Raw genomic sequence first — 13,955 nt, forward strand, 5'->3', positions numbered from 1 at the left:
CCTTCTGCGCTGAGCGGGACACGCCCGCATTACCGTTCCGTCGTGCGCTGCACGTCCGGCGCCAGCGCCTGCGTTGTGAGTTCTTCCTCCGACAGCAGGTCGATCTCGGCCCGGACTGCCGCTTCCACCACCTCGGCGAGCCCGGCGACCGTGCCGGACTCGAAGACGGCACGGGTGGGGAAGTCGATGTCGAACGCCGTCTGGATCTGCGCGATCAGACGGATCGCGAGAATCGAGTTGCCACCGCTGTGGAAGAAGTGGCTGTCCGCTCCGGCCGGGGTGCCCAGCAGGTCGGTGAAGATCTCGGCGATCCGCTCCTCGACGACACCGCGCGGGGCGACGAGTTCGCCCTGCGCCGCCTCGGCCGGCCTCGGCAGCGCCGCCCGGTCCAGCTTCCCGTTGGCGGTCAGCGGAAGGGCGTCGAGCGGGGTGAACGAGCTTGGGATCATGTACGCGGGCAGCCGCTTCGCGCAGTGCTCCGCCAGCTCCCGCTGCACGTCGGGCTGCGGGTCCGCCTGCGCCGCGGGAACCCAGTAGGCGATCACGGCCGTGCCCCCCTGCGGAGCCTCCGCGGTGACGGCCACCGCGTCGCGTACGGCCGGATGCTCGCGCAGGACGGCCGCGATCTCGCCCAGCTCCACGCGGTATCCGCGGATCTTGACCTGCCCGTCCCGCCGTCCGACGAAGTCGACGGAGCCGCCGGGCAGCAGTCGCACCAGGTCGCCGGTGCGATAGAGGCGGGCGCCCGGCGGGCCGTACGGGTCCGGCAGGAACCGTTCCGCGGTGAGCCCCGCCTGTCCGGCGTAGCCGCGTGCGACACCGGTCCCGCCGACGTACAGCTCCCCCACGGCCCCCACGGGCAGCGGGCTCAGCAGCGCGTCCAGGACGTACGCGCTCATGCCGGGCAACGGGCGCCCGATGGGCACGGAATCGCCCTCCAGGGGGGCCGTCACCGGGTGGACGCAGGTGCCGACGGATGCCTCGGTGGGCCCGTACTCGTTGATGAGCCGTCCCTCGCCCAGGGCGCGCGCCCAGTGCTCCGCCGTGGCCACGGGTAGCGCCTCGCCTGCGGCCACGATCTTCCCGGCCAGACCGGTCATCCGCTCCGGCGCGATCTGCTGCGCGAGGATCTCCAGATGCCCGGGGGTGAGCTTGAGGAAGCTCAGCGGCGCGGCGGCCTGGAGCAGAGCGCCCAGTTCGGCGAGGTCCAGGTCCTGGGGCAGCAGGTGCAGTGGCTGTCCGGCGACCAGGGGCGCCCAGAGATTCGGCACGACGAGGTCGAAGGCGACGGAGGAGAACAGCGCGCCGCCTCCGGTGCCGGCCGCGGCCAGCTCGTCGACCGCCCAGCGGATGTGGTTGGCCAGGCCGCGGTGGGTGATCTGCACGCCCTTGGGGCGGCCGGTGGAGCCGGAGGTGTAGATCAGGTACGCCAGCTGGTCCACGTCCGGGGTGCGGTCGGGGCGCCGGCCGGACTCGTCCGCGATCGCGGCGGCGTGTCCGTCCACGAGGACGTGCCGCGTGTCGTGGTCCGCCCCGAGCCGGGCGCGGTGCGCGGACGAGGTCACGAGGACCCGTGCCGCGGCGGCCTCGAGGGTCTGGTGGACACGGTCCGCGGGGAAGCCCGGGTCGAGGGGCAGATAGGCGCCCCCCGCCTTCCACACGGCGAGCAGGGCGGTGGGCAGTTCGGCACCGCGGTCGAGCAGGACGCCCACCACGGACTCGGGGCCCACGCCCAGTCCCCGCAGATGGTGGGCGAGGCGGTTGGCCCGCGCGTCCAGTTCCGCGTACGACACGGTGGTGCCGTCGGTGACCAGGGCGGTCGCGTCGGGGGTCGCGGCGGCGCGTTCCTCGAAAAGCTCGGTGACGGTGGCGGTGACCGGGGCGGCGGGCGTGCCGCTCCAGTCGGTCAGGTGCAGCCGTTCGTCCGCGGTCAGGAGGTCGAGCGTGTCCAGGCGCCGGCCCGGCCCGGCCGCGCAGGAGCGGAGCAGTTCCTGGAAGTGGCCGGCGAGACGCTCGACGGTGGACCGGTCGAACAGGGCGGTCGCGTACTCCAGGGCGCCGATCACCGTGCCGTCCTGCTGGCGGCGCATGTACAGGGTCAGGTCCGTCTTCGCGACCGTCGACACGTCGACGACCAGGTCCATGTCGTCGGCCTCGGCCGGGGATCCGGTGAGCTCCTCGTCGTGGAAGTCGAAGGCCACCTGGTAGAGAGGGGTCCGCGACAGCTCCCGCTCCGGGGCGAGTTCGGCGACCAGCCGGTCGAAGGGCAGGTCCTGGTGGGCGAAGGCGTCCTTGCACGTGTCCCGCACCCGGTCCAGGGCCTGCTCGAAGGTGAGCGCTCCGTCCAGCGGCGTGCGCAGCACGAGGCTGTTCAGGAAGAAGCCGACCACCCCTTCGAACTCGGGGCGTTCACGGCCCGCCACCGGGGTGCCGATCGTGCCGTCCCACTGGCCGGTGTGGCGCGCGAGCAGGGTCGAGAAGACGGTGAGCAGGGTCATGAACGGCGAGGCACCGCGGCGCTGGCCCAGTTCGGTGAGCGGGCGGGCCACGGCCGCGGGCACGGTGAAGGTCACCACGGAGCCGCGTGCGTCCCTGGCCGGGGGCCGGGCCCGGTCCGGTCGCGGGGCAAACGGTTCGGCGCCGCTCAACACGCCTTTCCAGTGCTTGAGTTCGCGCTCGACGACGTCGTCCGTGAGGTGCTCGCGCTGCCAGGCCGCGTAGTCGGCGTACTGGACGGGCAGCGGGTCGAGCCGGGCGGGGCGTTCCGCCAGGAGAGCGTCGAGGATCTCGTGGAACTCACGGCGCAGGATCGTCGCCGACCAGGCGTCGCCGGCGATGTGGTGGGTCAGCAGGGCGAGGACGCCACTCCTGTCAGCGGAGTCGGCGGCGGCAGCGACGTCGTCGGTGCCGCCGGTCCCGTCGGGGGCGACGACGAGTACGGCGCGGACCATCGGGCCACGCTCCAGGTCGAATCCGTGCTCCGCGTCCTCCTCCACGACGGCACCCGCCCGCGCGCGGGGGGCGCGCACCGTACGCAGTTCCACCGGGCCCGGCTCGTCGACGACCTGCACCGGCTCGCCGTCCTCGGTGACGATCCGGGTGCGCAGACTCTCGTGCCGCGCGGCGAGCGCGTCCAGGGCCCGCCGTACGGTGGTTTCACCGACGCCCGCGGGAACGCTCAGAAAGAGGCCGGTCACCCACTCTCTGCTGCCCGGTTCGATCCGGTCCAGGACCCAGAGCCTGCGCTGTCCCGGTGAGAGCGGCAGGGTGCCGGTTCGGGGGACCGCGCGGACCGGAGGGGTCACGTCCCGGTCCGCGTCGAGCAGCCGGGCCTGGGCCGCCACTGTGGTCGCGGTCAGCAGCTGGGACAGCTCGATCGGCCGGCCCGACTCGGCGCGCAGCCGGTTGGCGAGCCGGATCAGCTGGAGCGAGGAGCCGCCGAGCTCGAAGAATCCGTCGTGGACACCGAACCCGTCCGCCTTGAGCAGGTCCCGCCACACCTTGGCCACCAGGTGCTCGGCCTGGCCGGCGGGCGCGGCGCCCTGGTGCGGCTCGGAGCGCGGCGCGGGCAGTGCCAGACGGTCGAGCTTGCCGCTGGAGGTGGTGGGGAATCGTTCCACCTCGACGTACACGGCGGGCAGATGGCTTTCGGGCAGGTGTCCGCGCAGGAAACCGGTCAGTTCCCGGTGGCGTTCCTGACGTGGGCGCCGGCGGGTCCGCGCGCTGTCGAGCCGTACGTACGCGGCCAGGCGCAGGGTGCCCGCCGGGGTGGTGAAGGGTGCGACGACCGCCTCCCGCACCGCGCCGTGCGCCACCAGAGCGGCCTCCACCTCACCGGGCTCGATCCGGACTCCGTTGATCTTGACCTGGTGGTCGGCGCGGCCGAGGTACTCGAGATTGCCGTCGGCCCGCCGGCGCGCGATATCCCCGGTCCGGTACAGGCGTGCTCCCGGCGGACCCTCGGGGTCGGGGAGGAAACGGTCGGCCGTCAGACCGGGCCTGCCGAGGTAGCCGCGGGCGACGCCGACGCCCGCCGCGCACAACTCACCCCGTTCACCCGGCGGCACGGGCCTGCCGTCAGGGCCGAGAAGCAGTACGCGCATGCCGTCGATGGGCGTGCCGATGGGCACGGGGCCGGTGCGTTGCAGTGGGTTGACGTCGTACGCGGTCACGTCGATGGAGCACTCGGTGGGGCCGTAGGTGTTGCAGACCACCAGGTTCTCGGCGCAGTTGCCGACACGGCGGCGGAACTCCTGCACCAGTTCGGCATGGAGCGGCTCCCCCGCGCAGAACAGCAGCCGCAGTGTCGTGCACTCGTCCCAGCCCGGCTCCTCCACCAGCATCCGCAGTACGGAGGGGACGACCTGGAGCACGGTGATCCGGTGATCGATCACCGCCCGCAGCATGGCCGCCGGGTCGCGCTCCGCGCCGACCGGTGCAAGGACCACGGTGCCGCCGCTGACCAGCGGGGCGAAGATCTCCCAGCACGCGGCGTCGAAGGTGATCGGCGTCTTGTGCAGCACGCGGTCGCCGGCGCCCAGCCGATGGGCGTCGACCACCCAGGCGATACGGTTGCCGATGCCGGCGTGGCTGATCACGACACCCTTGGGGCGGCCCGTGGAACCCGAGGTGTAGAGGACGTACGCGCAGTCCCCGGCCTCGATGTCCACCTCGGGGGCGCCGACCGGACGTCCGTCCAGCGCGCTCAGCTCCTCGTCGAGCAGTACGCGCCGGACCCCGTCCACGGCGACGCTGTCCTGGAAGGCCTCGTCCGTGACAGCGACCACGGCGGCCGTCTCCGCGAGGAGCGCCGCGGTGCGCCGCACGGGGTGCCCGGGGTCGAGCGGTACGTATCCGGCCCCGGCCTTCCACACCGCGAGGAGGGCGATGACCTGGCGCGTACCGCGCGGCAGGCAGACGCCGACCGGCGCTTCGGGTCCGGCGCCCGCCTCCCGCAGCAGGTGGGCCAGTTGGTTGGCGCGTTCGTCCAGCTCCCGAAGGGTGACGTGACGGTCGCCCTCGACGACGGCGACGGCGTCCGGCGTGGACCGCGCCCGTCGGCTGACGAGTTCGTGCGTCATCGGTATGCCGGAGGACTGCGCGGCACCCTGCATGTGGATTCATCCCCTGTCGAAGGTCACCGGAAGCCGTTTGAGGAGCCGGAAGTTGATGCTGTCGAGCCATTCGGGCCGTGTGTCGACGAGCCGCATGCCACGTGTGCGTTCCAGGAGTCTGCGCAGCGCCACGTCGATCTCCGCGACCGCGAGCGAGGCGCCGAGGCAGTAGTGGATCCCGTGGCCGAAGGACAGGTGGTCCGCGGCCGGCCGGGTGATGTCGAGCCGGTCGGGGTCCCGGTAGTGCTTCGGGTCGCGGTTGCCCGATCCGAGGACCAGCGTGACGGAGTCGTCCTTCGGGATGCGCCGGCCGAGGACCTCGAGGTCGGTGAGCGCGACGCGGGTGGTGAACTGCACGGAGCTGTCGTAGCGCATGAGTTCGTGGGCGGCCTTGACGCCGAGGTCCGGCCGCTCCCGCAGCAGTTCCGTCTGGTCGGGGGCGCCGATGAGCGCGAGCACCGCGTTGCCGATGAGGTGGGTGGTCGTGGCCTGTCCCGCGTCGATGAGGAGCAGGAAGTTGGCGAAGACCTCGTCGTCGGTGAAGTCACCGTGCTGGAGCTGCTCGGCGATGATCCGGGTGAACAGGTCCGTCCCGGTGCCGTCCCTGCGCTGCTGCCCGCCCTCGTCGAAGGCGTCCCTGAGCTCGGTGATGCGGGAGATCTCGGCACGTGACTGGGTGAAGAACTCGTGCAGTAGTCCGGGCCAGTTCTCCAGCAGGTGGGCCGCCCGGTCGGGCACTCCGGCGAGCCGGGTGATGACACCTCGGGTCAGCGGTTCGGAGAAGTCGTGGATCACGTCCATGTGGCCCTGGTCGACGACACGGTCAAGGAGTTCGTCGGCGAGCTTCTCGATGGTCGGACGCATTTCGCGGATGAAGCGGGGGGTGAGGCCCGGTTTGATCAGCCGGCGCAGCCGGGTGTGCCGGGGCGGCTCGTTGAACAGCATCATGTCCGAGAGCGCGCTCGCGAGGGGCTTGATGTCCGCCCGCACGTCGGCGGGCAGTTGTTCGTGAAAGGCGTCGATGCGTGCCCCGGACAGGCGGCCGTCCTTGGACAGCCGGCTGATCTCGTCGTACCCGAGGATCACCCAGGTGCGCATCCACTCGTCGTAGTAGACCGGGGATTTCTCCCGGATCTCCCGGTAGAAGTCGTAGGTGCCGTACGGGGTCGAGGACCACGGCGGGGTGAAGAGGTTGAGCAGGCTCGGGGCCTGCGAGTCGGACATGCTACGACCGGTTCCCTGTCGGTGCGGAGGATGTCGGCGCGGCCGGTGCCGGCGCGTCGGCGGCGGTCAGCTTCCCGGCGAGGAGTGCGGCGAGCCGCGGGAGGCCGTCCTCGAAGTAGAAGTGACCGCCGGGAAGGACATGGGTGTCGGCGCCGGCGATGGTGTAGTTCTTCCACAGCTCCATGTCCTGGGGGGTGGCGGCCGGGTCCCGGTCACCCGCCACGGCCGTGATCGGGCAGGTCAGCGGGGCCCCGGGCAGGTACCGGTACGCCTCCGTCCAGCCGAGGTCGTTACGGATCACCGGGCTGGCCAGCTGCCAGACGGCCTCGTCGTCCAGGGCCTTGGCGCCGGATCCGCCGAGCGACTGGATGTAGGCGCGCATCTCGTCCTCCTCGAAGCGCAGGCCTGCGTGGTGACGGTCGGCCGGTGTGCGGCAGGCCGAGACCACGAGCAGGGCGAGCGGGGAGGGGAAGCGGGGCCGGAGCCGGCGGGCGACCTCGTAGGCCACGACGCCGCCCATGCTGTGCCCGAAGAAGGCGGTGGGCACGTCGAAGCGGGGGCCGAGGGCGCGGACGATCTCCTCGGCGAGCTCGGGGATTCCCGTGGGGCTCGGATCGCCGAACCGGTCCTGACGCCCCGGGTACTGGACCGCCACCAGTTCGACCGAGTCCGGAAGTTCCTCGGCCCAGCCGCGGAAGGCGCTCGCGGCTCCGCCCCCGTACGGGAAACAGAACAGCCTCACCCGCGCCGCGGGGCGCGGTACGTACGACCGGAACCAGCTTCCGTGCGGATGGGTCATCGGCGTGTCCGTGGCCGCCGGTGCCGGTGGGACCGCGCCGGGACGTGAGGGATCTCCATGGCTTCACCTTCCGGGCGGCTTCTATATTTCTTCGCTATCCGGGCTATGAGCTGCGGCCTTCTCGGGTTTCTCCGGCGGGGGCGCCATCACGGGCGTGGCGGGGACGCTGCGTATCGCCGGGCTGAGCAGCGAGATGATCAGCGTCACGAGCATCACGACGCCCACACCGAGCACGGTGGCGGTCGTACTGACGGCGCCCAGCAGGAAGCCGCCGATCAGCGGCCCGAGCGAGTTCGTCCCCGAGGAGAGCAGCATCGCGACGCTGCTGACCCGGCCCTGGAGCTCGTCCGGGGTGAGCTGGACCTGGTACACGCCCGCCGCCACGTTCATCAGTGCGCCGCCGAAGGTCATCCCGGCGAACACCCCGCCCAGGGCGAAGGGGTTGGCGGTCAGCGCCACCATCGGCATCAGGACGGTCCAGACGGCGAAGACACCCATCACGATCGTGGACACGGAGAACCGCCTCCCGAACCACGATCCGGACAGCGCGCCGCACACGCCGCCGATCCCGGACACCATGCCGATGACGCCGATGACGGCCGGTGAGTCGCCGGCGTCCTTGATGATCACTACCAGGGAGAGCGAGAGGATCTGGAAGAGGATGTTGGTGCCGGCCACCAGCCCCACGGCGGCCCGCAGAAAGCGCTGCCGTCGCAGCCAGGCGAAACCCTCCGCGAGCTCGACGTGCAGTTTTCGGGGCGGGGCCGTGCGCTCGGTCTGGAGGTCCTGCCTGATCAGCAGCAGCGTCGACAGGGCGACCAGGTGCCCGACGGCCGTGAAGAGGAAGGGGAAGCCGCGGAAGAGCGCGAACAGCGAGCTGCCCAGGGGCTGTCCCACGAGTCCGGCCGCTCTGCCTCTGGCCTCGTTCTGGGAGAGAGCCGCCGGCAGATGGTCTTGGTGGACCACGTTGCGGACCGCGGCCCGTTCGGAGAGCCGGTAGAAGATCGACGCCGCGCCCTCGACGAAGGCCGCCGCCATCAGATGGGGCAGGCTGATGCGCCCGAACAGGAGGGCCACCCCGACGCTGCCCATCGCCACGATCCCCACCAGATCGCAGACGATCATGGTGCGGCGCCGGTCCCAGCGGTCGACCATGACACCCGCGGGCAGTTGGACGAGCAGCACGGGAAGGAGCGCGGCGAAGCTCACCAGACCCGCGTCGACCGACGATCCGTTCTGCCAGACCATCAACAGCGGATACGCCACGGTGCCGACCCGCACGCCGAGTATGGAGATGCCGGCACCGGTCCACAGCTTCAGGAAGTCACGGTTCTTGCGCAGGGGCGCCGTCGGTGGCGTCGGCTCCTTCAGCGGCGTGTCCCGCGCGGAACTCATGCGGTGAGCTCCGCGCCGCGGCACCATTCGAGCACCGCCATGGCACTGTGCATCTTGTTCTCCGCCTGGTCCAGGGCGATGCTCGCCGGCCCGTCGAGCACCTCGGCCGTGACCTCGTCGCCGCGGTGGGCGGGCAGGTCGTGCATGAAGACGGCTTTCGGGCTGTGCTCCCACAGCTGCCGCGTGACCTGGAACGGGGCGAAGACGTCCCGCCAGTGGGCATCGGGCTTGCTCGTGCCCGTGGTCTGCCAGCGTGTGGTGTACCAGACGTCGGTGTCGTGCGGCAGTGCGTCCATGTCGTGGCGCTCGACGACGGACGCCCCGCTGCGGCGGGCGTGCTCCTCCGCGCGCTCCCGGATGTCCTTGGTGAGTCCGTAGCCGGGTGGCGTCCGCAGTTCGAACCGGACCCCGGGGAACCGCGTCAGGGTCAGGGCCAGGGCGGCCGCCGTGTTGTTGCCCTCCCCGACGTAGACCACGCGCAGGCCCTCGATCCCGCCGAAGCGGGCCTTGAGCGTGGTCAGGTCGGTGAGCGCCTGGGTGGGGTGTTCCTCCGCGGTCATGGCGTTCACCACGCAGAGCCGCTCGGGGTCGGCCCACGCGGCCAGTTCCTGCTGCGGAAGTCCGGTCCTGGCGACGATCACGTCCAGCATCCGGGCGAAGACCCTGCCGGTGTCCTCGCTCGACTCCCCGGTGTTGATCTGGAGGTCGTCGGGACCGTACGCGATGATCTGCGCGCCGAGCCGCAGGGCACCGGAGGAGAACGCGGTCCGGGTGCGGGTGGAGGTCATGCGGAAGTAGACACCGACGATGTCACCGGCCAGGGCCCGGGTGCCGCCCGGCCGGCCCGCCGCGTGCTCGGTACCCCGGTTCACCACGGCGCGCAGGTCGGTGTCCGTCAGGTCGTCGGTCGACAGAAGGCTTCGGTGCTGCTCAGGGGTTCCCATGACTCGCTTCCTCGATTCGGTGCGGGTGGGCTCTTGCTCGGTCGGGGCTCACCGGGCGCGGTCGCCGGATTCCTCGCCGGGTGCGGGGGCGGAGACAACGGCCCGGACGACCCGCTCCCCCGCCGAACCGTTGGTCAGGACGACCCATCCGGTGCCGGACCGCAGCGCGCAGGTGAGGAGCGCGTGGTAGCCAACTGGTTCACCGCCGTGCCCGAAGTGAAGGTCGTCTCCCGTCCGGTCGACGACCGTGCCGAGGCCGTAGGAGCTGTCGGGGTACGGCGTGAGCAGTTCCGTGGCGCGTTCCCCCGTGAGCAGAGCCAGGGGCCGACCGAGCGCGGAGCGCCGTACTTCGAGCGCGGCCCTGGCGATGTCGGCGGCCGTTGTCCACAGTCCGGCCGCCGCCATGTCCGGCCTGATCAGCCACCCGCCGTCGACCGGGTTCCCACCGGGGGCGTGTCCGATCGCCACGGGGAGGCCGGAGTGCTCGGGGAAGGACTGGTCGAAGCTGCTGTGCTCCATGCCGAGCGGCTTCAGAAGTGCGTCGCGCAGCACATCGGCGAAGGCGTCGCCGGTGACGTCGGCGATCACCTGCTGGACCACCCAGTAGTGCACGTTGGCCTTGCGGAAGACCTCTCCGGGAGTCCCCTCGACGGCCACCGGGCCATTGACCGCCGGAGGCCGGCCGTGCAGGAGGTCGGTGAGCGTGGGGACGGTGCCGGGCCGGTATCCCTTGCCGGGCGCGGGGGCCAGTGCGGCACGCATGGACAACAGGTGGCGCAGGGTCGTGGGGGTGGCGTCGTCGCCGGGGACCCGCCATCCGGTGAGGTACCGGTTGACGTCCTCGTCGAGGTCGAGGACCCCCTGGTCCACCAGCCGCAGCACGCCGAGTGCCGTGATGTGCTTGCTCATGGAGCCCACCTGGAACAGGGTGTCGGGCGTCACCGGCGGGGCGCCCTCCGCGAGCGAGCCGAAGCCCTGGACGGCGACCAGTTCACCGCCTTCGAGCCGGGCCACGCTCGCCCCGGGCACGCCGGTCTCCGCCATGGCCGGCAGCGGTGACGGCAGCGCGGGGACCGCCGCGACCGCCGGTGTCTGCTCCTGCTGCGCCGTCGCGTCCACCGCGGCCGCCAGTTCACCCAGGGTGAGGTGCTGGTAGACCATGAACAGGGTGAGCGGGAGCCCCGCCCGGCGGGCCTCGGAGACCTGCTGGATCACCAGGATCGAGTGACCGCCGAGCGCGAAGAAGCTGTCCTCTACGCCGACCGGCCCGGTGCCGAGCAGGGCGGACCAGATGTCGGCGAGGGCAAGCTCCGTGGCGGTCCGCGGCGGCGTGTGGACGGCCGGGGCAAGGCCCGCGTCGGGCGCGGGCAGGGCACGTTCGTCCAGCTTGCCGTTGGCGTTGAGCGGCATCCGCTCCAGGGTCACGAACGCCGACGGAACCAGGGGGGCCGGCAGTGTCAGGGCGAGCTCCGCACGCAACTCCTGCGGATCCGGAAGGGCTTCGCCGTCGGCCGAGGGCACCAGGTAGGCGACGAGGCGTACGTCTCCCGGGGTGTCCTCACGGCTCACCACCCTGGCCTCGGCAACGGGGGCGAGCCGGGTGAGGGCGGCCTCGATCTCGCCGGGCTCGACGCGGTATCCGCGTACCTTCAGCTGGCGGTCGATCCGCCCGAGGAAGGCCACGTTGCCGTCCGGCAGCATCCGGACCAGATCCCCGGTGCGGTACAGGCGGGCGCCGGGCGCGCCGTGGGGGTCGGGCAGGAACCGCTCCGCGGTCATGGCGGGCTGCCCGGAGTAGCCGCGGGTCACTCCCGTGCCACCGACGTACAGTTCGCCGGCCACTCCGGTGGGCACCGGCTCCAGACGGGCGTCGAGCACGTACATCGTCATGTTCGGCAGCGGCCGGCCGATCGGCAGCACGTCCGTGGCCGACGGCCGGGTGACCGGGAAGGTGCAGGTGCCCACGGAGGCCTCGGTCGGGCCGTACTCGTTGACGACCGGGGTCGTCGGGGCCAGTTCCCGCCAGGCCTCCAGGGTCCGCCGGGTGAACGCCTCACCGGCCACGACGAGTACCTCCGTGAGGCCGTCGGCCTGCTCGGCGGTCAACTGGTGGAGCAGTATCTCCAGATGGGCGGGGGTGAGCTTGACGAAGCTGTACGGCCCGGACTCGACGAGCAGTTCACCGAGCCGGTCCAGGTCCCGGGGCAGCACGTGCACCGTCTGCCCGGCGAGCAGCGGCGCCCACAGGTTGGGCACGACCAGGTCGAACGCCACGGACGAGAAGACCGGCGCGCCGCCCTGGCCGCGCTGCGCCAACTCCCCGACCGCCCAGCGCAGATGGTTCGCGAGACCGCGGTGCGGCACGAGGACGCCCTTGGGCCGGCCCGTGGAACCGGATGTGTAGATCACGTAGGCGAGCGCGTCCAGGTCGCGCACGACGCCCATGGATTCGGCGGACTCCGACGCGACCGCTCGCGCCTCCCGGTCCAGCAGGACGAGCCGCCCGCCGAAGACGTCCCTGAAGCGGTCCTCGTACGACGAGTGACTCACGGCGAGTTCGGCGCCCGCGTCGGCCAGCAGGTAACCGACGCGGTCGTCGGGATGGGCCGGGTCGAGCGGCAGATAGGCGGCGCCCGCCTTCCAGATGCCGAGCAGCGTCACGATCAGGTCGGCACCCGGTTCGAGGAGCACGCCGACCACCGACTCCGGGCCGGCGCCCAGTGCCCGCAGGTGACGGGCGAACCGGTTGGCTCTGGCATCCAGTTCCCCGTACGTGAGCTGTGTGCCGTCGGCTGCCACGGCGACGGCGTCGGGTGTCCGTGCCGCCTGCTCCTCGAACTCCGCGACCGCATCGCGCTCCACGGGTTCGGCCGGATTCGTCGCCCAGGTACCGAGCAGCAGTTCCCGCTCCGAGTCCGGCAGCAGGGCCGTCCGGGCGTCGCCGTCCGGGTCGGCGGCCATCGCCTCCAGCACCGCCCGGAACATGGCCGCCATCCGCTCGGCGTTGGCGTGGCTGACCGCATGGGTGTTGGTGCGCAGGTTGAGCCAGGTGGACCCGGAGGCGACGGAGAACGGGAACTCGTTGAGAGCGAACCCGGTACCGGCGTCGGCGTCCGCCAGTTCGGCGTCCGCCTCGTCGAAGTCCTGGTAGCTGAAGTAGACGTCGATGAGCCGGTCCGAGTGGCCCCACTCCTGCTGGACGGCCGGCATCGGGAAGTGGCGGTGCGCCCAGGCCGATGCCTCGCAGTCGAAGACCTGCCGGACCAGTTCCCGCCAGGTGGCCGCGGTGTCGTCGGCCGGGAACGGCAGCGTGTTGAGGTGCATGCCCAGCACCCGGTCGGCACCGCGTGCCTCGGGGCGCACATGGCTGGTGAGGCCCGTGAAGAAGGCCCGCTCCTCGGTGAGGGTGCCCATCACCTTGAGGAACGCGGCGATCAGCACGCTCTTCACCGACGCCCCGGCGTCGGTCGCGAGGCCCTGCAACCGCGCCTTGAGGTCGTCGAAGGGGACCTTGAGGGTGTAGGACCGCAGCGGGCTCTCCGGGTCGTCCCCCCAGTCCGCGGGGAGGACGAACTTCTCGTGCCGCTGGACGAGGCCGCGCCAGAAGTCACGGCTCTCCGGCGAGGCGAGGGCACGCGTCTCCGCGGCCACGGCGTCGGCGAAGCGCACATCGGGTATGTCGTACGGCTCCGGTTCCCCGCCGTCACGGAAGCGGTGGTACGCGTCCAGGAGCTGGCCGAGTAGCACGTCCAGGCTCCAGCCGTCCAGGATCACATGAGCCTGGGTGATCGTGAACTGCCATATGTCGTCGGCGCACCGGTGTACGCGGATCCGCAGCAAGGGTGCCCGGTCGCAGGAGAAGACGGCCTCGCTCTGGCTGTCCACGTACTCCCGCACGGTCCGGTCCTGGGCCGCACTGTCCAGGCCTCGGATGTCGACGACCGACACGGGCAGGGCGACGTCCGTGTGGACGAGTTGGAGCGGCGTGGAGTACGTCTCGACGTCGACGGAGGTGCGGAGCACCTCGTGCCGGTCGACCAGCAGGTCCACCGCGCGTTGCAGCGCGTCGGGGTCGAAGTCGTGACCGTCGCGGAAGCGGACGGAGTTGACCAGGTGGTACTTGCGCGGACCGGTGCTGGCGAGCATTTCCACGAGCATGCCCGTCTGACTCTGCGTCAGCGGGTAGGCGTCGGCGAGGCCGTCCGGCAGCTTCTCCCGGTCCTCGTCGGTGAGCTGCGCGAACGGGGCGATCGTGAGGTCCCGCGCGGTCAGTTGTCCACGTTCGTCGAGACGCGTCGACAGCTCGGCGAGCGTCCGCTGCTCGAAGACGTCCCGCATGGCCGCGTCCAGCCCCGCCGAGCGCAGGGCACCGATCAGCGCGACCGCGCGGATGGAGTCGCCGCCGAGGTCGAAGAAGCTGTCGTGCACTCCGACCCGGTCGACCTCCAGGGCGCCGGCCCATACCGCGGCGACCCGCTC

Annotated in this window: 6 protein-coding genes; all 6 read right to left on the reverse strand. The window is 71.7% G+C overall.

Going from position 1 to position 13,955, the window contains the following annotated elements; all coding sequences use genetic code 11:
• Positions 1-29 precede the first annotated feature (29 nt).
• A complete protein-coding gene (locus ACZ4UV_RS48350) occupies positions 30-5,114 on the reverse strand; it encodes an amino acid adenylation domain-containing protein (RefSeq protein ID WP_467848351.1) in 5,085 nt (1,694 codons plus the stop codon).
• 6 nt (positions 5,115-5,120) lie between these two features.
• On the reverse strand, positions 5,121-6,338 hold the full coding sequence (locus tag ACZ4UV_RS48355) for a cytochrome P450 (RefSeq protein ID WP_451020943.1): 1,218 nt from the start codon (positions 6,336-6,338) through the stop codon (positions 5,121-5,123).
• A gap of 1 nt (position 6,339) precedes the next feature.
• Positions 6,340-7,137 carry a thioesterase II family protein gene (locus tag ACZ4UV_RS48360; RefSeq protein WP_451020942.1) on the reverse strand — a complete coding sequence of 266 codons (798 nt, stop codon included), beginning with the start codon at positions 7,135-7,137 and terminating at the stop codon, positions 6,340-6,342.
• An 81-nt stretch (positions 7,138-7,218) separates the two neighbouring features.
• A complete protein-coding gene (locus ACZ4UV_RS48365; protein WP_467848360.1) occupies positions 7,219-8,532 on the reverse strand; it encodes an MFS transporter in 1,314 nt (437 codons plus the stop codon).
• Positions 8,529-9,476, reverse strand: a complete 948-nt coding sequence (locus tag ACZ4UV_RS48370; protein WP_451020940.1) for an ornithine carbamoyltransferase — start codon at positions 9,474-9,476, stop codon at positions 8,529-8,531. Before ACZ4UV_RS48370 ends, ACZ4UV_RS48365 begins: the two co-directional genes overlap by 4 nt.
• A gap of 48 nt (positions 9,477-9,524) precedes the next feature.
• On the reverse strand, positions 9,525-13,955 hold a 4,431-nt coding region (locus tag ACZ4UV_RS48375), incomplete at its 5' end, for a non-ribosomal peptide synthetase (RefSeq protein WP_467848366.1).

This window comes from Streptomyces sp. NPDC028289 (genome assembly GCF_055565975.1).